The following is a 23,994-nucleotide window of genomic DNA, read 5'->3' on the forward strand; positions in this document are numbered from 1 at the left end:
AGGGGACCGGTATGGCACTGGACGCGGCGATAGGCATAGGCAAGGAATCGGCATACGGCACGGCGGCCACTGCCATGTTGGGATACGAGGGGAAGTCCGATAGCTGGAAGGTCAGTCGGGAGTTCATCGAATCCGTGGGCTTCCGCGCTGGTCAGCAAACGGCCCGCGCTGACCGCCGGAACATCATCAACATGGGTGGCGAAGGCGAACTTGAGGTGGACGTTCTGGATGCGGGCGCCGCCGCTCTCTTCTCTGCCCTCTTCGACAAGTACGACGGCGGCACACCCAACCCGCAGACGGGCATGACCGCGCACGTCTTCGAGACGGCGCCCGTCAGCGAGTCGCCCAGCTTTACGGCTCAGATGCTCCGGCCGACCACGGACGGCAAGACGGTGGCGTACAAGCACGTCGGATGCGTGGCCACGGAGTGGGAGCTTAAGGCAGAGACGGAGAACCCCGTCACGGCCACGGTCACATGGGACTTCCAGGACGTGAGCCATTCGGACAAGCCCGGCGATGCGCTGCCGATTGCGTACCCCAAGAGCGCGTTCGTCTACGACTGGTCGCGCACGGCAATCGCGCTGAGTGTCGACGGCACGAGCGTGTCTCTTGACGCCAACTCCCTTGAGCTGACCGGGGATCGGGGCATGAAGACGGACCGGCGTTTCCTGAGGGGCAACGCACTGAAGAAGGTGCCCGTGCGGGCGGCCATGCCGACGTATGAGGGCACGTTGGAGGGTGAGTTCACCACGGGGGCGCTGCGTGCGTATGAGGCTTTCATTGCCGGGAAGGTGGCCGCCCTGGTCGTCGACTTCACCGGCATCACCCCCGGCACGAGCATGCGCATTGAACTGCCCGCCGTTCAGTTCACGGGTGACTCACCAGAGGCCAGCGTCGATGACGTCACGACGGCTGAGCTTCCCTTCCGCGTCCTGGACCCCGGAGACGGACGCGCCGCTATCCGCCTCACGTACGTGGAACCCACGCCAAATTTCATTCCGCCGACGAAGTGATGCAGTGCACCACATGGTGCACTGCCCAGGGGGTGGCATGGCGGGCTCACGATTCTCCGTCCGGGTCGAAGGACTCAACCAACTCAAACGGACCTTGCGCCAGCTCAAGGACAAGGACCTGAGTAAGGCAGTCCGTGAAGTGAACAAGAGCGCTGCGGAGTTGGTAAAGCCTGACGCGCAAAGAGGCGTCCCGCAGAGGACGCGCACGCCGAAGGATGCTCGGAAGTACCGACCGGGAAAGCTGGCGCGTTCCGTCAAGGTAGTCGCGTCGGCGAACAGTGCCGCAATCAAGGCGGGCACCGCTTCCCGCGCTCCGTATGCGGGGGCGATTCATTTCGGGTACCCCAAGCGTGGCATCAAGCCGAATCGGTTTCTGTACCGCGCCATGGCGCGCAATAGCGGCAAGGTTTCCGAGACATACGAGCGCGAGATTACCGCCGTGCTCCGCGACAAATTGGAGAACTGAACATGGGGAACAAGGTCCACAAGACGGAGTCGCTAGGTGACATCCTGTCCCTGGATATCGACAGTCTGACCATTGACGAGATTGACGTCATTGAAGAGATCATTGACGGCCCGCTGGACTCCCTGGCGAAGCCCGGCGCCCGTAAGGCGAAGCTCCTTCGAGCCATGGCCGTGGTGGTCAAGCGCCGGGAAGACCCGGATTTCTCCGCAGAGGACGCGGGCAAGCTCCGGATCTCCTTCAAGCAGAAGGCGAAGGACCCTACCGCGCTCAGCGAGTGATCACGTGTGCGCGTCTCGTCGGCCACTTCCAGGGGCTCACGTGGTGCGACGTGCGCGCGCTCTCGCTGAGGGACTACAACACGCTTGTGGAACAGATGACCGCTGACTTGGAGGCGCAGAGGAAAGCGCACCGTCGCGCTACTCGTGGCCGCTCCGGGGCTCCGGCGCCGGGGGAGAGACGGACGCCGGTCATGACGTGATCCCGCTCTGCGCATAGGCGGAACGCGCGGCGGCACGCTGCGGGGTTGACGCAGAGGAACAACTGAATAGGGGGCGGGCGGCGTGGCCAAACCGATCACCATCACACTCCTGGGAGATCTGGACGATCTGAGCCGGTCTCTGGGCGCGGGCGCGTCAGACGTGACCGACTTTGGCAGCCGCGTCGAAGAGGCGTTGCGGGAGGCGACCGAAGAGGCGGGGCGCCTGGGGGACGAAGTTGCCAGCGCCGGTGACGAAGCCAGCGACGAAATGGGTTCCTTCGCGGACCGCTTCGGCGGGCTCGCTGCCGCCGCTGGGGTCGCCGTCGGCGCCGGTCTTGTCGCCGGTATCGGGGAAGCCATGAGCCGCGAAGCGGGCAGTGACCTTCTGGCCGCGCAACTCGGCGCTAGCCCCGAAGAGGCGAAGCGGCTGGGTGAGGCAGCGGGTGCCATCTACACATCCGGCTGGGGCGAATCCGTGGCCGAGGCGAATGCCGCGCTGAAAGCCCTTTGGCAGCAAGGTCTAGTTCCTGCGGGAGCCACCGCCGGGGAAATGGAGAAGATAGGCAAATCTGCAATGGACGTTGCGGCCGTCCTGGGTGATGAAGTGGGCCCGACTGCAAATGCTGTCGGCCAGATGCTCAAAACGGGAATGGCAAAGAATGCCAGTGAAGCGTTTGACATTCTCGTTCGTGGCGCCCAGGTCGGCGGAAATAAGGCCGAAGACCTGTTGGACACGTTCAACGAGTACTCGACCCAATTCCGGAAAATGGGCCTGGACGGCAAGGATGCCATGGGCCTCATATCCCAGGGGCTACAGGGCGGCGCGAGAGACGCGGATATCGTCGCTGACGCGATCAAGGAATTTTCCATCCGTGCGATTGACGGCAGTACGACGACGGCGGACGGCTTCAAGGCCATTGGGCTCAACGCCGATGACATGCGCGCCAAGATCGCTGCCGGTGGGCCCGCCGCTCGTGAGGCCCTGGGGCTCACCCTGGACCGGCTCCGTGCCATCAAGGACCCGGCGGACCGGTCGGCGGCAGCCGTCGCGCTCTTCGGAACCCAAGCAGAAGATCTTGGGGAAGCGTTGTACTCCATGGATGTGGACACCGCCGTGTCGGCCCTTGGCCGCGTCGACGGTGCCGCCAAGAAGGCTGGCGACACCATGCACGACAACGCGGCTCAGCGGATCACTGCCTTCTGGCGGGGACTTCAGACGCTCGCCGTCGACGTGATCGGCGGCACCGTCCTGCCCGCTCTTGGGGCGCTGGCGGACGGGCTTGCCGCCACGGGCCGTTGGGCGGAGCGCCACCGCGTGCCCATCCTTGCCGTAGCCAGCGTCATCACAGTCGTCTTGCTGCCCGCCCTGGTGGCATGGGGCGCTACCTCCGTCACGGCAGGAGCTAAAGCCGTCGGCGCATGGATCACCACGGCAACGACGTCCACCACGTCCGCTGCCACTCAGGTAGCCGCATCCTGGGCAGTGGTCGGCGGCTGGCTGCGTGCAGCTGGGCAGGCTGTCATATCCGGCGCCGTCATCGTCGGTCAGTGGATCGCTGCCGCAGCAAGAGCCGTCTGGGCCGGTGGCGTCATGGTCGCTCAGTGGATTCTCATGGGCACACAGGCCACGATCCAAGCCGCCCGCATGGCTGCCGCATGGCTGGTCGCCATGGGACCCATACCGCTGATCATCGCGGCCGTTGTGGGGCTTGCTGCCTTGATCTGGGCCAACTGGGACAAGATCAAGCAAGCGACCAGTACGGCTTTCCAAGCGGTGTGGGACAAGATCCGGGGCGTCTTCGGGTTGGTCAGAAACCTGTTCGCGAACTTCACCGGCCCCGGGTTACTGCTCAAACACTGGGACACGATCAAGTCGGCCACGGCGGGCGCGTTCCGTGCCGTCAGGGAACGGGCGCGTGAGGGGCTAGACGCGGTGGTCTCCCTGGTGCGGGGACTGCCGTCCCGGATCGTGTCTGCCGCATCCGCCGTCCTGGGAGCGGGGCGCACGGTCGGTGGGCGCGTCGTCGACGGCCTCAAGGCGGGACTCAGCCGTCTGGGCGGCTTCGCGTCGTCGCTGGGCGCCGTCGTCACCAGCGCCACCAAAGGGGCTGTGAACGGCGTTGTGGACCTTCTGAACGGCGCGATCCCGAACCGGCTCGGATGGGGGCGCCTGAGTATCGACCTGCCAGACAGCCCCATCCCCCACGTGCGCGCCATGGGTGGCCCGGCACAGGGTCTGACGCGCGTAGGTGAGCGCGGGCCGGAATGGCTCAGCCTGCCCAAGGGGTCCAGCGTGGTCCCCAATCACGCACAGGGGCAGGCGGGCGGAGTCGTGGTCAACGTCCAGACCAACGCCGACCCTCATGCGATCGGCCGCGAGGTGGCGTGGGCTCTGCGAGCGGGGGCCCGGTAGGGCAGTGCACCACGTGGTGCACTGCTGTCGGCAACTACAAGGGGGCAGGCAGGTATGGCGGAGTTGAACGAGTGGACGTGCGCGTATAGGGGCCTGGTCATGGGTGCGCCCGACTCCGCCGTCTCCCTGGTGGCTGTGGATGGACTTTTGTCACTGCCGGAGATCCGGACGGCAGACCTCGCCCTCGTGCAACGTCACGGGCTCTACCCGGGCAGCGACTACATGAATGGCCGCTCCGTGACGCTGACGCTTGAGGTTTACGGGTCCAACCGGGAAGAGTTCGCGTACACCCTGGGTGCCGTCCAGGCAGCCTTCGCGCCCGCCGAAAGGGAAACGCCTCTGCGGTTTCGTTTTCCCGGCGTGGCAGGCGACCGTACGGCTTTCGTGAACGTCCGCCCGCGCAAGCGCACCGCCCCACTGGATCTCAACTTCGCCTACCAGGTGTGCAACGTGGTCGTCGAACTCTTCGCCACGGACCCGCACATCTACGGCGACGCACTGACGACGCACACGCTCTCTAGTCCGTGGGAAGGGTCGGACCCCAAGCTCAGGTTCAGGCAGGCGGGTTCAGTTCCGGCGCTTCCTGTCATCCGGCTGGACAACGCGAAGAACATCAAGTTGACCGACGAACTCACCGGGGACTTCTTCGGGCTCACCTATGGCGGCAACGTCACCATCGATGCCGCCGCGCAAACCGTCGTCAGCGAGACCGGGGCGCACTTTGAGGATCGGATCACGCCGGGCTCTACCTGGCCGGAGTACGCCTACGGGGATCACCGGCTCTCCCTGTACAGCGAAGCGCAGACGAAGCCGACGGTGGCGGAGGTCACCTGGCGGGACAGGTGGGTGTGATGGCTGCCGAATACTCCGTGGTCCAGACCGACTTCAAGACCGGCGCCGTCGTGGCACGACTGCCCATAGCCGCCCTCTCCTTCACGCACACCCTGAACGCCTCCGGCAGCGCGACCGTGACCATTCCTCTCTTCGCGCCGGAAGCCGACCCGGAGTCACTGAGCCCGGGGGTAAGCGGGCTCGCTGTACTGCGGGACGGTGTGCCTGTGTGGGGCGGTGCACTGTGGGGCCTGTCGGCCGACATAGCGGCGGGCACGCTGGCACTGTCCGCGTCCGGCTTCCACTCGCACTACAAGGGCCGCTATTTCCTTGAGGGATGGCACATGAGGGACCGGGAGCAATCGGAACTACTCCGCTGGTGGTTCTCCTACCACAACGCGCAGAACGGCATCGGCACAGAAGTGAGCCTGGCCCCGACCGGCGTCAAGCGCACAGCGATATGGACCAGATACGAGCTGAAAAGCGTGGCTGAGGCCATTGAGGAAATGGCCGACAACGTGAACGGTTTCAACTTCCGCTATGTGCCGTACTGGGCGGAGCCCGGCAAGCGGATAGGGCACCGGTTCGTCACGGCGCCACGGTCGGGCGGGGCGGCGAAACATTCACTGGCGCACCGCGTCAACTGCGATGTGACGCGGGTGAGTTACGACAGTGCCGCCCTGTGCACGACGGCGTACGTATCCGGCGCTGACGCGGGCAACGGCGAGAAGCTGATTGGTATTGCGGAAAGCCGCGTGGCCAGTGCCCGCATGGCGCAGAGAGTCATGGTCGGCACGTATCCCGACGTCAAGGAAAGCCGGACGCTCATTGACCGGGCGTGGGCCACCATCAACGCCGGGTCGGTGCCCGTGGCCATACCGGAACTGACCCTCTACCCGGGGCACGCCCGTCCTCAGGACGTCGTCCCGGGCGACGTCGCGGCCACCCGTGTGGATGCCGGATACGTGGCGCTGTACGAGGAGTTCGTCATCACTGAGTGCGCCACGACCGTGGACACCACCGGGGGCGAGAGCGTCAGTCTGGCGCTGGCCAGTAAGGAGTTGTGGAGCAATGCCAACGCAAGCTAACGCTGTCCCTCCGTCGTTGGTCAACGAGCTGGCCGAACTCCGGCGCCGCCTGGCTGCCGTGGAGCGGGCACCGGCACCAGTGACCAAGTTCGACCGGTACCCGGCCGTCGAGTGGGCCGCCCAGGGCAGGCCGCCGGTCGGCGGCAACATCTGGTCGTCGGTCGGTATCGCCAACGTCACCGGGCTCACATTCGATCGGGTGGAGGTCAAGTTCATCACCGACCACCTGTATGCGGGACGGCGGGAAGCCGAAGTGCGGCTAGCGGCATTCCGGCATACCGGCATGGCCGGACGCGAAATCGTCAGCGCTTCCGGCGTGCTGAACCTCACCGGGGACACAGACCGGAATGTGGGCGTGGTCATTATGCGCTGGGTCCACGGCATTCCCTACGGATGGGATTACGCAGACGACACCACCATTTACACCATTGAGCTTCAACACCGGTATCGGAAGGGACCCGAGAACCGGCGGGGGACAACCTTCTACGCCATTGCCGCCCCGCAGGGGACGGACACCAACGGAAACATTCTGAATTTCGGGCACACGCAAGACGACGGCGGTAAATGGTGGTGGGTGCCCACCTATCGAAAGGACAGCCCCTGGGCTCCGGACTTCGTCACCATCCCGAACGCGGACAACGGCGCGTACAGCATTTCTGCGCTGCACTACTGCGTTGGGCTTCCGGCGGAGCGCATTCCTGAGGCGACCCCGAAGGGATGGGCCTGGGTGCGCGGTGGCGGACATTCCTGGGGGCGTGACCCAGACATTCGCGAACCGCATTTCAGTGTCTGAAGGGGGAGGATCATGGATTACGCGCGCCTGTACGGCTCTTTGGAAATCGTCGTCCCGCTCCTGGCCGTCGTCGCTGTCGCGCTCCACCGCTTCCGCACGGGCATGCAAGCGTCCTGGCGCGAAGAGGCAGAGGCGTACCGCAGCAAGGTGGAGCGCCAGTCAGAGGAGCTGGCCCAGCTCCGCAGCGAAGTGCGCCAGCTCCGCGCCGAGAACGCAGAACTGCGTGACCGGATCACGGAGCTACTGAACCGCTAGACGCGGGGGGCAGTGCACCACGTGGCGCACTGGTGAGTCACAACTTAATAGGGGGTCCTCATGGCGCCGCTTGCGCTGCCGTCCAGCATTCCGACGGTCACCGTGCACGGCACATATCTCGGGCCGGACGGGCGTCCGCTGGCGGGGACGGTCACGTTCTCTCCGCCCGCCTTGCTGACGTTTCCAGGCTCAGACCTGTTCATCGCTGGCCCCGTCATCGCGTCGCTGGACGAGAAGGGCCGCTTCCAGGTGACCCTTCCGGCGACCGACGCCCCCGGCATGCAGCCGTCCGGCTGGGCCTACGTCGTCAAGGAAAACCTTTCCGGTGTGATCGGCGGGCGCACGTTCAGCGTCCTGCTGCCCAAGAGCCTGCCGGACGTCGACCTAGCGGACATTGCCACCGCCGATCCGTCGACACCGCACTACGTCCCCGTACCAGGGCTGAGCGCGTATCAGATAGCGGTGGTCAACGGCTACACCGGCAGCGAGGCTGAGTGGCTGGCTTCCCTCAAGGGGGCCAAGGGTGACCCCGGGAACGGGTCCGTGGACAGCGTCAACGGCTATCTGGGCCCCGCCGTGGTCCTCAAGCCCAACGACGTCGGAGCGTTGGCAGCGTCCGGCGGCGTGGTCACGGGCACGGTCCGGAGCCAGCTTGCCTCTGCCGCCACCGTCGCCCTGGCGGGCATCGTCGGTGCAGAGACTTTCGACCGCTGGCGCGCCCGGGTAGACGGCTACATGGCGTGGGGGCCGGGTACGGCCGACCGGGACACCAACCTGTACCGCTCTGCCGTCGGCACGCTGGCGACCGACGGTGCGTTCGTTGCTCGGGAGATAGCGGGCGCCCGCTCCGTCCGCGCGTACGGCGCCAGGGGTGACGGGACCACCAACGACGCTCCTGCCTTCCAGGCGGCTCTTGACGCCGTCTACGCCGCCGGAGGCGGACAGGTCACCGTGCCAGCCGGTACCTACGTCCTGTCGACCTTGCCTCTGCGGATACGCCGTAACACCAGGTTCACGATGCTGCCCGGTGCCGTGCTGAGGCGCGGCGCCTCAGAGACCCTGATTCTCAACGGTGACGCGAACCAGACCTTCGGCGGTTACGAGGGACACGGCAACATCGTCATCGAGGGTGGCGTCATCGACATGCGGGGCACTGCCAGCGGGCTCACCGCGTCGGCCATGTGCATCAGCATCGGCCATGCCCGCAACGTGACCATTCAGAACGTCGAAATCCGGGACGTCAGCGGATACCACGCCATTGAATTGAACGCTACCGAACACGGGGTTGTGCGCAACTGCCGATTCCTCGGCTACGTGGACCCAGGGCAGCGCGACTTCAGTGAAGCCGTCCAACTCGACCTGGCGAAAATGTCGGGCGTCTTCGGCGGCTTCGGCCCGTACGACCACCAGGCATCGCAGGACATTGAGATATCCGGCTGCCTGTTCGGCGCTTCCGGGACGCCGGGGACGACCCCTTGGCCGCGCGGAATCGGTTCCCATTCAGCCACTATCGACCGGTGGCACCGTCGGATACGCATCGTCGGCAACACCTTCCGCGACACAACCCAGTACGCGGTCAGTGCATACAACTGGGATGACGTGACCATAGCGGCCAATACCTTTCAGGGGTGCGGCTCCGGCGTCCGTCTGCGGTCTGTCATCGCGTCCGACCCTGAGGACACGAAGAAGCCGGACGGCACGCAGACCGGCGCCTCACAGACCATGCGGGACATTGCCGTGACCGGCAACACCTTCCGCACGTGCGGTTCCTATGATGAGCCCATAGTGGCCCTGGGGGAGGCGACAGGATCGGTACAGGAGATCACTGTCACCGGGAACGCAGTGGTGAATTCACCCGGAAATGCCATGCGCTTTCAGCGGGCGGACCGGGTTTCCGTCTTCGGTAACGTCATTTCCAACCCGGGCGGGACGGGCATTTCAACCGAGTCGTGTTCTCTGCTGACGGCCACCGGCAACCAGGTGGTGCGCTGCGGCGGTAACGGCCTTACCGCCGTCACCGGCAATGCCATTTCGTTTGTCGGCAATACCATCGTGGAACCGTCGCAGACTGGAATCCTTATCCAGGACGGATCGCATATCCAGATTCAGACGAACTGGGTTGCCGGTCCCGGCCGCCTAGCCAACGCCACGTACTACGGCATCCGCCTGTCGACCGGCGCCAACTCTGTGCGAATCACCGGCAACAAGGTGACGCCCAACGCCAGCGGCAACCAGGCCATTAGCGCCCTGTCCATCACGGACACCTGCCGCGCGATCGTGCGGCACGGCAACGACTTGCGTGGCAACTGGACCGGCGTGGCACTGGGCGACGACTCTCCCAACCCGGTCACGTCGGCGGCAGACGTCACGGCGTAACCCTCACGCTCCCCCACCCGCACGACCAGTGCACCACGTGGTGCGCTGCCCAACTGCATACAGGAGACCCCTCGTGGCCTGGTACCCCGGAGCCCAGAAGCGAGAGCTACAGCCGGAGAGCGACGCGCAGGAGCGCATCCGGCCTACACAGCTCATCATCCATTCCATTGCCGCCCCGTGGACCCCTGGGCGCATCTATGAATACTGGCGCGACTCCACCAACCTTGAGTCTCACTTCGGTGTCGGCTTCAACGGGGCCATTGCGCAGTTCATCGGCACGGAGACGCGCGCCGACAGCAACATGTACGCCAACCGCCGGAGTGATGGCACCGGCGCCGTCAGCGTCGAAACCGCCAGTAACCTCAAGCACACTGACCCCTGGACCCCCGCTCAGGTGGCCACGCTTGTGGCGCTGGGTGCGTGGATGCACAAGCACCATGGTGTTCCGCTGAGGGTCTGCCGCAGTCACACCGACCCCGGTTTCGGCATCCACCGCATGTACCCCCAGTGGTCGGACGGCGGCACCGCATGCCCCGGGGACGCGCGGGCTCGCCAGTTCCGGGAAGTTGTCTTCCCGGGCATCGTCAAGGCGGCTGGCGGCAAGCCGCCGAAGCCTTCCAAGTACGCCCCGTTCCCGGGTGCTGCCTTCTTCAAGACGGAGCCCAAGAGCCCGCTGGTCACTGCCATGGGCAAGCGGCTGGTGGCGGAAGGGTGCGGGCGCTACGTGTCCGGCCCCGGCCCTCAGTGGACGGACGCCGACCGGCGGAGTTACGCCGCGTGGCAGCGCAAGCGCGGGTTCTCCGGCGCCGACGCCGACGGCTGGCCCGGCAAGACCACATGGGATGCACTCAAGGTCCCCATGCTTCGTAACTCTCGGTGAGAACCGCGGGGGTGTCTATGTCCGAATTGGACGGCATTCCCCCGATGCCGGCTCGGACCTGTCCTGTACGCACAGTGACCAACTTGGAGTGTTGAGTATGACGTTCATCAAGGCGCACGCCACCCGCATCTATGCCGTCCTCGTGGCCGTGCTCGCCCTGGTCGCCCACTACCTCCCCGATCTGCCTACGGCGCTGATTCTCGGTGTCGGCGCCGCCGTCCTGGGCGTGGGCGAAGCTGTCCAGCGGATCGAGAACGGCAAGACGGCGGACGCCACTGGCCGTCAGGAGTAGCGGCAACCGGATCGCTCCCGTAACGGCACACCGACCCGCCACCGTAAGGGACTTGGACCATGGGACATCCGCACATTGCGTTGATCGGCCGCGCACGCTCCGGCAAGGACACCGTGGCCGCGCGGCTAGTCGACCGCTACGCCTATACCCGCGTGGCCATTGCTGACCCACTTAAGGCCATGTGCCTGAGGGTCAACCCGATCATTGACTACGAACCCAGTGGCTTCGGTCAGTTGCCCATCCACCTGACGGATACGGTGCGCCGGTCCGGGTGGGAGCACGCGAAGGACACTTACCCCGAAGTGCGCCGGGTGCTTCAGAGTGTGGGGCGGGAAGTGCGCAACCTCGACCCCGGGTTCTGGCTCGGCCTCGCCCTGGACAAGATCGGTGCGGCCGATCACTGGCACTTGCCCGTAGTGGTCACGGACTGCCGGTACCCCAATGAGGCCGAAGCGCTGGTACAGCGGGGGTTCAAGGTCGTGCGCATCATCCGTCCGGGTGTTCCGCGCCCCATCAGGGAGCATGAGAGTGAGACCGCCCTAGATGAGTATCCGGCAGACGTGACGGTCGCCAACATCGGCACTGTCGAAGACCTCAACTCCCTTGCCGACAAGCTGACTTGAGCAACCACACGCCCAGAAGGGCGGGCCCCCTGTGCCGTCTCCGGACGGTGTAGGGGGCTTTTTTCGTAAGCAGTGCACCACGTGGTGCACTGCCCTTGTGCTCGCGCGCCCGCGCATGAGAGCGTGAGCCCGCGCGACACCGCAGGGGCGGTGTCTGGGAGGGGTCGAAGTGAGTGCCGCCGCCGGTAAGTTCAACGTTTCTCTGTCATCTCACGCTCTCGGATTCCTGGCGGGGACGGCGTGTCTCCAGGGCGACGAGGAACCCGAAGTGCGCGCGGAAATCCAGGCATTGAGCATCCGCAAGACCGGCCATGCTGTCGGCTGGGTCTCCTTCGACACGTTGGCCTGGATCGCCACGTACATGAACACGTGGGTGACGGTGCTTCAGGACGCCGAAGACGACGACGAAGAAGCAACACCGGCCGCCCTGCGCTCCGCCTACGCGGCTCAGGCGAAGATCGGCGCCATGTACGCGGCGGCACGGCACGCACGGGCCGAAGACCAGAAGGCGACCCAGGTACAGGACGATGCGGCAGCGGCAAGGGTCGCTGCCGGTGACGGGACGAACGAGGGGGGCCAGGTGGCTGGCGAGAAGCTGAAACTGAAGGATGTGCCGGGTGATGTGCTGATTGGTGCGGTGCCGAGTGCCGACGCTATCCACGCGCTCAAGCCCGAGACCGAACAGGGCCGATGGGTGCCGATCTGCCCGACACGCACCAAGAACCCGATCCGCCTGTGGGGACCGGCCAGCGAGCAGAACCCGGCCCTTGAACTGTGCGCCGGGTGCTCAAAGCTCGTGCACACGGCGGCCGTTGGGACCGTCGAAGAGGCGGTTGAGATTCCCGGGCTGGGCAGGTCCGTTACACGCCGCGTCGCGAAGAGCGCGACGGGAAGCGAAGAGAACGCCGGAGGGGACAACGTGGCAACGACGATGAACAAGGCAGCGCAGGAAGCGGCGGCCACACAGGTACGTGACGGGATTGAGCGTCTGCGGTCGCTGATCATGGAAGGCAAGGAAGAGGCGGCCAAGGAACTCCAGGGCGACCTTATGGAATCCGTGAATGCCATTACGGGGCGCGGCGCCGCCGGTCTCAAGGCATCGCTCCGCGCTGAGGTGGTAAAGGCGGCCAAGGAGGCGAAGGCGGCCAAGAAGAAGGCGAACAAGGCAGCGAAGCCGAAGGCGGAAGTCGCCACCCGGGCGACAACTGACCTGGCCCAGGTCGCGGACTTGCCGCGCCTGTACGAGGTAGGCGCCACGAAGATCGTCTCAGCGGCCAAGCAGAAGCTTGCGGCTGGTACCGACGTGGCCACGGTGCTGGTAGAGATCCGGTCCAACATCACGGACGTGGACGGAGACCCGGACCTGGCCGTCAAGCAGCAGATCACCCGTGATGCCGCGTCGGGACTGTATGACGACCTGGAAAAGAAGTTGCCTCCGATCGGGGAGGACCCGGAGGCCGACGTCGTACGCGAGGCAGTTTCCACCATCAAGACCGACGCCCGGCGCGCTACCCGCACGGTCACCGTGGAGTACATCCGCAGCCTTGACGTGGAGCCTGACCCGGAGGCGGACAACTACCAGGAGCGCAAGGACTGGCTGGAAAGGGAGCGCGCGAAGTACGCCAACGCGCTGGACATGTTCCCTGAGGGCTTCCTTGTTGAAGACCGGGACTACCTGGGTCGCCTCATCTTGGATGCAGACGGGAACGTCGGCCAGCGTCCCATCAAGTGGTCTGAGCGGATCTTCGACTATTACGAAGCGAAGGGTAAGGCCATTGCCCGCACCACCCGCGCCGAGCAGTACGCCGAAGAGCGCCGGAAGAAGGCGGAGCGGAAAGCGGAGTTGCAGCGTGCCGTCGAAGCGGGGGAGATCAGCCAGGAAGAGGCGGACGCCACGCTGAACGCCCCGGCGGAGTCCACCAAGGACAACGACCCGATCAAGCGAATCAAGAGTGCGTTTTCGAAGCAACTCGCTGAGGTCAAGCGGATCAAGGACGAAGAGGAGAAGGTCACTCGCAAAGACGAGTTGATCACCCTTCTTGCGGAGATCCGTAGGGAACTCAACAGCATCTGACCGACCAGCGCCCGGGGCCCCGGATGCCGGTACAGCAGCCGGGGCCCCTGTAGGGCAGTGAACCACGTGGTGCACTGCTTGCGGACGTAGAGCAGAGGGGGCACGGATGGGCGTGGACGGAAGTCATCTGCGGTTAGAGAAGGTCAAGTCGTGGCCCGCTGGTCTGGGGCGGGACAAGCTCACGCGGTACAAGGCGTGGGACGGTGGCGTGCTGGTGGGCCACGTTGAGAGCTACTACCCGGATATCACGATTCACCGAGGGGGCTTGCAGCCCAACATGCCGGGCCGGGTCAAATCGTGGTGGTACCACCTGGAGGGGGATAGTCAGGACGACGGGGGAGAGACCTGGTCACGCCGGGAAGCCGTACGCCAGCTCTGGGAACTACACCTGGCGCGTGCCGCTGAGAGGACGGCACAGACGGAGGGGCGGAGGTGGACGGTGGGCGACTTCCCGGGCGTGGATACGTACTGCCAGCAGGTGTGGTCCGGTCCATTCTGCGTCTACGTTCCCGGCACCGGACATGTCCCGCCCTCCGCGCTGTGCGGTGACACCGCTGACTACGTGCACCCTTCCTTGTTCGTGGACAAAGGCAAGCCCGTATGCGAGCAGTGCGCGCGCCTGTTCCGTCAGTACGGCGACCCCGCGCCGGAGCGACCACAGGGAAAGGCCTGAACGCCCCTCCGGCGCCCCTCTAGCCCCGTCTGACCCCGGTGTCCGGCGGGGCTCTTCCATGCCCGCAGACGGGCGTACAGGGCCGTGCAACCCCCGCGCTCCCCACCAGGTGACAATCACCTATCCGAGGGGGCTCGCGTGGGACGCGTACGCACCATCAAGCGGGGCAACAGCCGCTACTACATCCACCCCGACATGCCGAAGATCAAGTATCCCGGGGTGACGTCCGTGATCGGGGTGGGACCGAAGCCGTTCCTACCGCCCTGGTACGCCCGTATGACGGCAGAGCTGGCTATCGACAGCCTTGCTTTCGTACAGCAGATGGCAGAGCGCGACCGACAGGGAGCCGTCGACTACCTCAAGGGTGCCGCCCGCCGCTACACCCAAGCGCGCGCCGACGTGGGCTCACAGGCCCATGATCTGTTTGAGCGCATGATCCGGGGCGAGCAGATCGGCCGCGTACACCCGGACCTGGTTCCCTACCGGGAGAGGTTCGCGGAGTTCCTGGCGGCAGTGAATCCCCGGCTTGAGCGGGCCGAAGACGTTGCATGGTCGGACACCCATCAGTACGCCGGGTCCTTTGACGCGGTACTGACGGTATGGCTGGACGAAGACGGCACGCCGACGCCGGACCGCTCCGGGGTGCCGCATCTGCTCATGGCCGACTGGAAGACCAGCCGTGACACCTACCCGGACGTGGCGTTGCAAATGAGCGCGTACGCGCACGCGGACCGCATCATTGCGCCGGACGGCACGACGGCGCCTGTGCCGGAGTTCGACGGCGCCGCCGTACTCCACATCACCCCGGAGTCCTGGGCGCTCAAGCCAGTGCGCATTGACGACGACGTGTTCGCCTTCTTCCTGGCGCTGCGACGTGTCTTCGACTGGGAGCGCGAGGAGTCGAAGACGGTACTGAAACCTGCCATCGCCGCAAGCGCGGGGCGGCTGGTCACCGGCACGCAGCGACGTGCCCGCTAGCCGGGCAACACCCCCGCTCTAAGGCCCTCAGAAGGGGCGGACGGAGAGGCGGAAGGCAGTGCACCACGTGGTGCACTGCTCCGCACCCCTCCCGTTCGCCCCTCTTCAGTCCCTAACTGAGGAGAGCCCCGCATGGCGAACAAAATGACGATCTTCGCGACGGACCCCGATGCGAAGCCGAAGGAGCGGCAGACCTTCGCTGACGATGTGGTTGGCCGCTTCCACTCCGGCCGGTCCGTGGACGGCGTGCCCGAAGCGCTGGACATGTGGCGTATCAGTACCGGTGACCCGGTGGTGGCTCAGGCCGTGGCGCAGCTATTTGGCGGAGAGCCCATCGAGACCGACAGTCCCGGCGAGTTCTTCATTGACGTCTTCACGGACCGCACGAGTATCCCCGTGATCCTGACCGGGCCGGATGCCATCTACGCGGATCTAAAGCTGTGGAACCGCAGCAAGCTTGTGCATCACTGCGACGGGTCGGCGTTCCTGTCGCCGGAGGAGAAGGCGGGCAAGGCTTGCGGCTGCCCGGAACTCTTCGCGGAGCGCAAGGAAGCGGCGCGGGATCTGGTGGGGCCGTCTCCCTCCATCAGTGTGACTTTCACCCTGGCCGATGACCCGGAACTGGGGAAGTTCCGATTCCAGAGCGGCAGTTGGACGCTGGCCAGCGTGCTGCATGAGTACGAGAACGCTTTGGATGCAGTCGACGGCCCGGCGCTCGCTGAACTCGCTCTTGAGCTGGTTGAGTTCACAGTGAAGAAGGGCAAGAACAAGGGCACGCAGGTCAGTTACTACAAGCCTGTGATCAAGGTGCTAAAGGCGTACAGCGACGCCATTGCCGACGAGCGCTGAGCGGTGGCGCGCACAACGCGCACCGGCACACGTCCCGTACGGGCGTGGCTCCGTGTGCAGCCAGACGACGTGATCCGCTCGCCTCTGTGGGAGTGGCCACCGGCGCATGTCAGACCACTACTCAGTGAACGGCGGCGCCGCTTCGGCGTGGATGACCAGGGGGCGCCCGATGTGGGATGACTACGACCGGCGAGCCCTTGACCGGCTCATGGGCAAGTGCACCGAGGACGAAGCGGGTTGCTGGGTCTGGAAAGGCTCCGCACCCGGCGGGCAGAACCGGCGCCGGAGCGGTGCCAGGCGGTATGGCGATATCAGCTACCGGGGCCGTCAGGTGGTCGTACACCGGCTGGCCTACAGCCTGATGGTGGCCGACATACCCGACGGCCTAGAGCTGGACCACCTGTGCCGGAACACCCTGTGCGTGCGCCCGGACCATTTGGAGCCGGTGACCGGCGCGGAGAACTTGCGCCGCGCGGCACTCGCCAGGAGCGGGGGTGACGCATGGCCAAACGCGGCGTGATCACGGATTACACCGGTGAGGAGCTGTACCGGGGCGACCTGATTTGTTACGCCACCCGGCAGGGCAACCGCGTACGTCTGACAGATGCACTGATTGTCAAGGCCACGGCCAAGCTCGTGGACGGGCGGCTCCGTCCCATGCTCAAGGTGCGGCCGACCGGCAGCGAAAGCGGGTTCGCGAAGCGCCGGAGCATGCGCGCGGAATGGATCGGCGCGGAACATGCGCGGCTCATCATGCCTGGAGGAATCGGCGACTAGCGGCAATCACTCAGGGCCGGACGGAATCCCATCACGGGGCACCGTCCGGCCCTTTCCGCATACCAGTGCACCACGTGGTGCACTGCCAGAGGAGAAGCATGGACAAGTACATAGCGGCTGACGCGGCCCCTGCCCTGGGGGACGTGCGGCAGATGAGTTCCGGAGACACGGTCTGGCTCGCGCGAGACGCCTGTTGTCGGCGTGATTGGGGTCGCTTCATCGACGCTGTCGCGCACGCCGTCCGGCGCGGTGCCGATGCCCGGTGGGTGCGCCGTGGCTAATTTGAACAAGGCGCGCGGCACGGCCTGGGAGAGCGACGTACGCGGCTACCTGAACACCTCCCTGGGGCTGGTCGACGACGCCGGGAAGTTCCTGGACCCCTTCGACGCGCACAACGTGCGCCGACCGGCTCAGGAAGGCGCCGCTGACGTAGGTGATGTGCATGCCGTGCCGTTCGTCCTGGAATGCAAGGATGTGAAGAGCCCGGCAGTGCCGACGTGGCTCCGGCAAGCCGAAGTTGAAGCCGTCAACGCTGGCTTCCCGTACGGCGTGGCCGTCGTCAAGACGCGCCGCCAGAACGTCCGGCGGGGCCGGGTCCACTTCGGCTTCGCCACATGGACCAGGGTGCGCCGGGCGCTGGGTCTCCGGGCGCCGGAGTTCGCTTCCAGGTACGCGTTCACGCCGACGCTGCGGGGATGGGACACCCGGCGGTGGTACATGAGCACGGACCTGGAGGCGTTCGGCGTACTTCTGGGTGACGTCCGGGCGGAGCGTCACCGTGTGTGACGGAACCCCCGGAGCCGGCATCAGGGCACCCAAGGCAAAACGGACATCATGGGCGCCGCGGGGCGTGGATCTGGTGACGTTAAGTCACTGGCAACGCTCGCGCTCCCTCCAAGGTGAAGGGGGTTGATAGCTCATGATGTTCAGTGATCTGCTTGGCCATTTCGCGGACGTGACGGACCAGGCGGACGGCGGGTATCTCGCCCGGTGCCCCGCACACGGGGACAACCGTCCGTCTCTGCGAATCTGGCGCGGGGATGACAACAAGGTGCGGCTGTCCTGCCGTGCTGGCTGCCCCACTGGGGACGTGATCAAGGCCGCTGGCATCACCTGGCCCGCGCTCTTCCATGCGACCGGCCCCGGGGCCACAGTGCCACGAGAGCGCCCCGCCCTGGTGGGCGTTGGCCCAACGGCGGCACTGGCGCGCTACGTCGACGAGACGTCTCGCAAGCTGGGCGACTTCGGGGACCGGGCGGCGGGGCAGGCGCGCGCCTACCTCGCTGAGCGGTTCGGCCTGGACGTGGGCACGGCCGCTGACCTCATGCTGGGCGTGGACGCTCCGGAGCACGGCCTTGCGCTCCGCTTCCGCTCCCGCGCCTACCGCGCCTTTCCGCGCATGACTGTGCCCCTGGTCGGCTTCGACGGCATCGCCAGGGGTCTACAGGGGCGGGACCTGTCCGGCGAATGCCCCGGCCGCTGGATCTCCCTAGCGAACCCGACAGGGGAGCGCTGGGCCCCGTACGGCGTCCTGCGGGGACAGGGCGGCTATGGGGTAACGATCGTCTCTGAGGGGCCCGGAGATGGGCTGACGGCCGTAGCTGTCGGGTATGACGCCGTGGTCATCCGTGGGGCGGCTCTCGCCGGAAGCCCAGAGCTACTGGAGGAGCTGGCCGACGGGCTCAGGGGCGCTCACGTCATCGCGGCCGGAGACAACGACGCGGCGGGGCAGCGCTTCAACGCCCGGTTGGCCGAAGGTCTCAAGCCCTACGGCATCACAATCCACGCGCTCAGCATCCCGCACGCCGGGGACGATCTGACCGACTGGCGAGCCCGTGACGCGCCCGCGTTCCCCGCCGCACTGCATGACGCGGTGTCGGCGGCGCGGCCGGTACAGGACGACGAGACGGCTCAGGCGGATGCGGTCTCAGCAGAGCTGACCGGCCGGACCGGTGCCGACGTGGTCAGCCGGGACCAGGGCAGCGAAGCCGCACGCATCCTGGCTGGACTCATCAACCGCTACGGCGAGAGCGACGCCATGAACGCGCATGCGCTGGTGGCGTGGACTAACGGCCGGATCAAGTACGCCCCAGGGTTGGGCTACTACGTGTGGACCGGCGCCGTCTGGGAGCGCTCAGAGGTCAAGGTCCGCCAGGAGATCCACCGCATGGGCGCCGCCCTGGTGCTGGCTGGCGAGACGCAGAAAGCCCGGGGCTTCACGATGACGACGCGGATTGACGCTCTCATGACGGAACTGCGCAGCGTCCCCGCCGTGCATGTAGACGCTGCCGACTTCGACAGCAGGGCGGAACTCCTGTCATTCCGTAACGGCACGGTGGATCTGCGGACCGGGAAACTCCGGCCTCACACCAAAGCCGACATGATCACGTACCGCCTGGATATCGACTACCAGCCGGATGCCCAATGCCCGCGCTGGGAGCAATTCCTCAGGGAGATATTCCCCAAGGACCCCGAACTTCCCGGGTACATGCAGAGGCTAATCGGGTACGGACTTACCGGCAGCACGGCAGAGCAGGTATTCGCCGTCCTCTGGGGAAAGGGCGCCAACGGCAAATCGGTGTTCACGGACGTGATCACCGGCGTCTTCCGGGCTATCAGCCGGACCACACCTTTTGCCACCTTCGAAGAGAAGCCGTCCGGCGGCATCCCCAATGACATTGCGGCACTCAGAGGAGCCCGCCTGGTCATGGCCTCAGAGGGCGAGTCGGGCAAGCCCATGTCCGAAGGAATCCTCAAGCGGGTCACAGGTAAGGACGAAGTGGCCGCGCGGTTCCTGCGGCAGGAATTCTTCACCTTCAAACCCGCCTTTCTTCTCCTTCTTGCCACCAACCACAAGCCGAGATTTCGGGGACAGGATGAGGGACTGTGGCGGCGCGTCAAGCTCGTGCCTTTCCTGCGCTGGTTCGCGCCGGACGAACGTGATCACACCTTGGATGCGCGGCTCATGACAGAGGCCGAAGGCATCGCGGCATGGGCGGTGCGTGGCGCCGTGGAGTGGTACCGAGACGGTCTCAAGGACCCGGACGTCATCGCCCGCGCAAGCAAGGATTACCGGGCCACGTCGGACGCGCTAGCGGGATTCTTCCCCGGAGTCCTTGAGCGGTGCGGTGAGGAGCACGTGATGAGCGGTAACGCCGTCTTCGCTGAGTACCTGGACTGGTGCGAGGCGGAGAACCTGCCCGCTAAGGAACGTTGGACGCGCCGCACCTTCTATCAGGCCCTTGAGGAGCGGGGCGTCACTCGCGTCGTGCGGAGGGAAGGGGTTGCCCTGGCCGGTATCCGGCTGGCCGACCGGGACGCCCCGGAGGGCTCCGGCATCTTCGCGAAGTAGCCAGGGCCACACATCAATTGAGGCAGTGCACCACGTGGTGCACTGCCTCTTCGTGTTTGGAGGCACACGCATGCTGACTTACCGGCACACCGTGGCTGGCGACGTGGTGCGCGTCCATGTACCGGCCACGCCCGAAGAGTTGGAGCAGTTCATTGACTGGTCCCGTGACGCCGACCGACGCGGCCCCATCGCGCTGGACACGGAGACCAGCGGACTCGCGATGTTCTCCGGCGGATACCGGCTCCGCACGGTGCAGTTCGGAGACGCACACGACGCCTGGGTCATCCACTGGGAACGCGGCGGCCACTACCAGCGTGCCGCACTTCACGTGCTCCACCGCGCCCGCCGGATGCTCGTACACAACGCCGCATTTGACTGGCTGGTCCTGGACCAGCATGCGGGCATACCCGTGGAAGAGATAGCACCCCGCACGTGGGACACACGGGTACTGGCCATGCTCCTGGACCCCCGCCAGCCGGATGAGGGCGGCATGGGGGTGGCCCTCAAGCCACTCAGCGCCCACTACGTGGACCCGGCGGCGCCGGACACTCAGGGAGATCTCACCTCGGTCTTCCGGGGCTTGGGGCTGACGAAAGCCGACGGCTTCGCACGCATCCCGCTGGACCACCCCACGTACAACTTGTACGCCGGATTGGACGTGATCCTCACGGCCCGGCTGTACCCGTGCCTAACAGCAGAGCTTGAACGGCGCGGCGTACGGCCAGCCCTGGTGCAGTACGAACACGAGATCTCGCGCATGTGCGCCCTGATGCAGCGCCGGGGGCTTCTTGTCGACCAGGAGTACACCCGGACCCTGGCTGACCGGCTGGCCGAGGAGGCGGCGGTGTACGGGGCCGTGGCAGCTCGGTACGGCGTAGCCAAGGTGAGTTCAGGGGCTCAGGTGGCCGAAGCGCTGACAGCCATGGGCGAGAACCTGACGCAGCGCACTAAGGGCGGTGCGCTCTCCACTGCCAAAGACGTGCTCTTGCCAATGGCGGACCTTGACCGGGACTGGCAGCGCATCGGAGCGCGCGAGCCCAACCCGCTCGCTGACGCCGTCTTGAGGGCGAAGCGGGCGGAGAAGTGGGGCAAGACCTACGCGGAGGGGTTCCTCGCGAAGCTCTCGCCCGCCGGGCGCATCCACCCTTCCGTCACGTCACTGGCCGCACGGACCGGACGCATGTCCGTCACGGACGGGCTGCACCAACTCCCCTCATCCGATCACGTCATCCGGCGCGCGATCCTCGCTGAGGAAGACCACGTATGGATTTCCACCGACTTCCAGGCAGTGGAAATGCGCGTCCTGGCGGCACTGGCAAATGTGCGCCGAATGAAAGAAGGTTTCCTGTCAGGCGGCACCGACTTCGATATCCACATGTTCACGGCTCAGCTCATCAAGGGGTCAGGGGCCACGCAGAAAGACCGCAAGCGGTTCAAGGCCACCGGCCTAGGCAAAATCTACGGCGGTGGCGTGGCCACACTGGCCCGGCAGACCGGTGCCACTGAGGCGGAGACGCGGCGGGCAGTCACCGAGTACGAGCGGACCTTCCCGGAGATCCGCCGCGCGTCGGCCCGCTGGCAGCGCGAAGCACGAGCCACGGGCATGGTCACCGTGTCGGCCACGGGGCGGCTCATGCCGCTGGACCGTGACCGCATGTATGCAGTCGTGAACTATCAATGCCAGAGCGCGGCTAGGGACTTGCTGGGGCAAGCGATGCTGAACGCCGAACAGGCCGGAATCATGGAGTACTGCCGTCTGCCGATCCATGACGAACTGCTCGCGTCGGTCCCCGCCTGTGATGCCCAAGAGCTTGCCCAGGAGTTTGAGAAGGCCATGACCATGGACCTGTTTGGCGTGCCCATCGTGGCCACGGCTGACGTCGGCGGGCGCTCCTGGGGCTCCCTCTACGGGGCCGATTTCTAGCAGTGCACCACGTGGTGCACTGCTCCGTTACCTCCCCGTTATGCGACTCATCCTCAGGGATGAGAAAAGCATCCGTGGCGTACTGCCGATAGAGCGGCCCAATTCCGAAGAGGAGACGAAAGGCAACCCCTCAAAAGACAAGCGGTCTAACCCATCACCAACGCCGTTGTGGCTCGCTGAATTCCGTCATTAGGTAAGCGCCACGCCACGACGACGGCAATGCGCAAGCCCCGTCCGAAGCGTCCCGGACGGGGCTTAGCCATGCCCCCGCATTCCTGACGCTAAGGCTCCGAAAAGGGGCCGACGGTCTTGCGCGCGCTTCGCCCTGTTCCGGGCAACTCTCGCGCTCCCCACGGGAGCGCAACCAGCCCTGGAACACACGCGGAGCGCTTCCCTTGATATCCCTTACCGCAGAGCAGATTTCCGCCGCACAGAACAATGACCTGAACGCCATAACGGCCGTGGTCACGGCGACCGAAGAACGAGTGCGGCACCTCGCCCGGAAGTACGCAACCGGCAGCGGACGCACAGACGCCAGCCTTGCCGAAGATCTCGCCCAGACCGGTCGGATAGCCGTCTGGGAATGCACCGCGCGGTTCAGCGGTACGACCGTGGCGGAGTTCTTCGCCTACGTGGACCGGACACTCAAGGGCGCCATGAGTGACGCGCGCAAAGTCGAGACCCGGCAGGGGGTGTCCCGGTCGGTAGCGGGCGCGTTCGAAGCGGCGCTCTCTCAAGCGGACGGGGACCCGTACGAAGCTGAACGGCTGGCCACGGACGCGGCAGTCCTGGGAGACCGGCGGCTGAGTCCGGAGACCGCATACGCCGCGCGCTTGAGCTGGCAAGGGGTTGAGCACCTGGATGCGCCGATGGGCCAAGGTGAGACCGGGGAATCGTTCACGCTGGCGGACACGCTGGCGGCTCAGTACGGCGTCCCGGCGGACCTGTTGCAGCCCAGCGACTACGAACGCGCCCGGCGTAAGCAGACCAGTATTCAGGTGCGCCAGACCCTGGCCCGCATGAGCGATGATCAGGCGACGGTCCTCATGGCGCTGACCGGTATAGCCCCTGTCCGGTACTACGGCGCAGAACGAGACTCGGATCTGGCCGCCGATTACGGCATGCGCCGGGACCAGGTGCGCGTCATCCGCAGCAAGGCCAAAGTGCGGTTCGCTGAACTCTGGCACGCACGCTAAGGGCAGTGCACCACGTGGTGCACTGCTTCTGCCCCTCACCGTTTCCGGTGGGGGGCTCTTTTCGTTGGCTGCCCACCCCGCCTAATGGCGTGCTCATGTCATTGGCCAATATTTACTAACGGAACCTCCACAACCGTTTTGGGTTTGGCTGATTTGGCGGTGTTGCGGGCCGTGGCGGACAGGTGAATGCCCAGGTCGGCGCCCCAAGTGTGTGAAACGCATGCCGGTGGGTATGGCCAGATGCGGCCCACGATCGTGAATATCCCGTGTGCATATGCATTTCACAATCCGAAAACCTGTTCTATAGTGATCGAATGGCTACGCACAGTGCATGGGGGGTGCTGGTGTCGGTCTGGGTGCCGTCGCTGCGAGACAACCGTCTCGATTGGGGACCGTGCCCGGACCTGCCCCGCCCGCTGGGAACCGAACCAATCGCAACATGCGAAGACACACCCGCAGTTCTTCGCGCGCAAGGCACGCTGGCCTCGCGTCTGCTCAAGCGGGGTTACCACGGCTTCCGTCTGCTTGCCCGAGACCGCGACTCCGACGAGCTGACGGGCTCCTCGGAGTGGTACGCCAGCCCCGAAACCGGGGTGTATCTGCCCTACCCCGGTGGTCTCTGGTCGGCGTGTGACTACGGCATGCATCACCACGGCTGGGGCG

At 65.8% G+C, this 23,994-nt stretch carries 21 protein-coding genes; all 21 read left to right on the forward strand.

Annotation, left to right across the window (positions count from 1 at the left end; translation table 11 throughout):
* Positions 1–11 precede the first annotated feature (11 nt).
* On the forward strand, positions 12–1,013 hold the full coding sequence (locus QK440_RS15480; protein ID WP_282793674.1) for a phage tail tube protein: 1,002 nt from the start codon (positions 12–14) through the stop codon (positions 1,011–1,013).
* Between the two features lie 37 nt (positions 1,014–1,050).
* Positions 1,051–1,479 (forward strand): HK97-gp10 family putative phage morphogenesis protein, encoded by a 429-nt coding sequence (locus QK440_RS15485; protein WP_282793675.1) that lies wholly within the window; start codon positions 1,051–1,053, stop codon positions 1,477–1,479.
* A 2-nt stretch (positions 1,480–1,481) separates the two neighbouring features.
* The gene (locus QK440_RS15490) at positions 1,482–1,757 is read left to right on the forward strand and encodes a hypothetical protein (protein ID WP_282793676.1); all 276 of its coding nucleotides are present in this window, start codon (positions 1,482–1,484) and stop codon (positions 1,755–1,757) included.
* A 282-nt stretch (positions 1,758–2,039) separates the two neighbouring features.
* Entirely contained in the window at positions 2,040–4,370 is a 2,331-nt protein-coding gene (locus QK440_RS15495) for a phage tail tape measure protein (RefSeq protein ID WP_282793677.1), read from the forward strand.
* Between the two features lie 99 nt (positions 4,371–4,469).
* Positions 4,470–5,222, forward strand: a complete 753-nt coding sequence (locus QK440_RS15500) for a hypothetical protein (RefSeq protein ID WP_282793678.1) — start codon at positions 4,470–4,472, stop codon at positions 5,220–5,222.
* On the forward strand, positions 5,222–6,289 hold the full coding sequence (locus QK440_RS15505; RefSeq protein WP_282793679.1) for a hypothetical protein: 1,068 nt from the start codon (positions 5,222–5,224) through the stop codon (positions 6,287–6,289). The genes QK440_RS15500 and QK440_RS15505 overlap by 1 nt, the downstream gene beginning before the upstream one ends.
* Positions 6,290–6,305: 16 nt before the next feature.
* On the forward strand, positions 6,306–7,082 hold the full coding sequence (locus QK440_RS15510; protein WP_282793680.1) for a hypothetical protein: 777 nt from the start codon (positions 6,306–6,308) through the stop codon (positions 7,080–7,082).
* Between the two features lie 12 nt (positions 7,083–7,094).
* A complete protein-coding gene (locus QK440_RS15515) occupies positions 7,095–7,337 on the forward strand; it encodes a hypothetical protein (protein ID WP_282793681.1) in 243 nt (80 codons plus the stop codon).
* 60 nt (positions 7,338–7,397) lie between these two features.
* Complete coding sequence (locus QK440_RS15520; protein WP_282793682.1) at positions 7,398–9,713, forward strand: right-handed parallel beta-helix repeat-containing protein; 2,316 nt, start codon at positions 7,398–7,400, stop codon at positions 9,711–9,713.
* 73 nt (positions 9,714–9,786) lie between these two features.
* Positions 9,787–10,593, forward strand: coding sequence for a peptidoglycan-binding protein (locus tag QK440_RS15525; protein WP_282793683.1), 807 nt, complete (start codon positions 9,787–9,789; stop codon positions 10,591–10,593).
* 91 nt (positions 10,594–10,684) lie between these two features.
* Positions 10,685–10,885: a hypothetical protein gene (locus tag QK440_RS15530; protein WP_282793684.1), complete on the forward strand. Its 201-nt coding sequence runs from the start codon at positions 10,685–10,687 to the stop codon at positions 10,883–10,885.
* A 59-nt stretch (positions 10,886–10,944) separates the two neighbouring features.
* On the forward strand, positions 10,945–11,508 hold the full coding sequence (locus QK440_RS15535) for a hypothetical protein (protein ID WP_282793685.1): 564 nt from the start codon (positions 10,945–10,947) through the stop codon (positions 11,506–11,508).
* Positions 11,509–11,677: 169 nt separating this feature from the next.
* Positions 11,678–13,582 (forward strand): hypothetical protein, encoded by a 1,905-nt coding sequence (locus tag QK440_RS15540; protein WP_282793686.1) that lies wholly within the window; start codon positions 11,678–11,680, stop codon positions 13,580–13,582.
* A gap of 868 nt (positions 13,583–14,450) precedes the next feature.
* Positions 14,451–15,233 carry a hypothetical protein gene (locus QK440_RS15545; protein WP_282793687.1) on the forward strand — a complete coding sequence of 261 codons (783 nt, stop codon included), beginning with the start codon at positions 14,451–14,453 and terminating at the stop codon, positions 15,231–15,233.
* Positions 15,234–15,365: 132 nt separating this feature from the next.
* Positions 15,366–16,082: a hypothetical protein gene (locus QK440_RS15550; protein ID WP_282793688.1), complete on the forward strand. Its 717-nt coding sequence runs from the start codon at positions 15,366–15,368 to the stop codon at positions 16,080–16,082.
* A 169-nt stretch (positions 16,083–16,251) separates the two neighbouring features.
* The gene (locus QK440_RS15555) at positions 16,252–16,602 is read left to right on the forward strand and encodes an HNH endonuclease signature motif containing protein (protein WP_282793689.1); all 351 of its coding nucleotides are present in this window, start codon (positions 16,252–16,254) and stop codon (positions 16,600–16,602) included.
* Positions 16,584–16,859, forward strand: a complete 276-nt coding sequence (locus tag QK440_RS15560) for a hypothetical protein (protein ID WP_282793690.1) — start codon at positions 16,584–16,586, stop codon at positions 16,857–16,859. The genes QK440_RS15555 and QK440_RS15560 overlap by 19 nt, the downstream gene beginning before the upstream one ends.
* 201 nt (positions 16,860–17,060) lie before the next feature.
* A complete protein-coding gene (locus tag QK440_RS15565) occupies positions 17,061–17,645 on the forward strand; it encodes a hypothetical protein (protein WP_282793691.1) in 585 nt (194 codons plus the stop codon).
* 133 nt (positions 17,646–17,778) lie between these two features.
* Positions 17,779–20,211, forward strand: a complete 2,433-nt coding sequence (locus QK440_RS15570) for a phage/plasmid primase, P4 family (RefSeq protein WP_282793692.1) — start codon at positions 17,779–17,781, stop codon at positions 20,209–20,211.
* A 70-nt stretch (positions 20,212–20,281) separates the two neighbouring features.
* Positions 20,282–22,135, forward strand: coding sequence for a DNA polymerase (locus QK440_RS15575; protein ID WP_282793693.1), 1,854 nt, complete (start codon positions 20,282–20,284; stop codon positions 22,133–22,135).
* Between the two features lie 395 nt (positions 22,136–22,530).
* The gene (locus QK440_RS15580) at positions 22,531–23,331 is read left to right on the forward strand and encodes a sigma factor (RefSeq protein ID WP_282793694.1); all 801 of its coding nucleotides are present in this window, start codon (positions 22,531–22,533) and stop codon (positions 23,329–23,331) included.
* The last annotated feature ends 663 nt before the right edge of the window (positions 23,332–23,994 follow it).

Source organism: Streptomyces sp. CC224B (genome assembly GCF_030010595.1).
Lineage (GTDB): Bacteria > Actinomycetota > Actinomycetes > Streptomycetales > Streptomycetaceae > Streptomyces > Streptomyces longispororuber.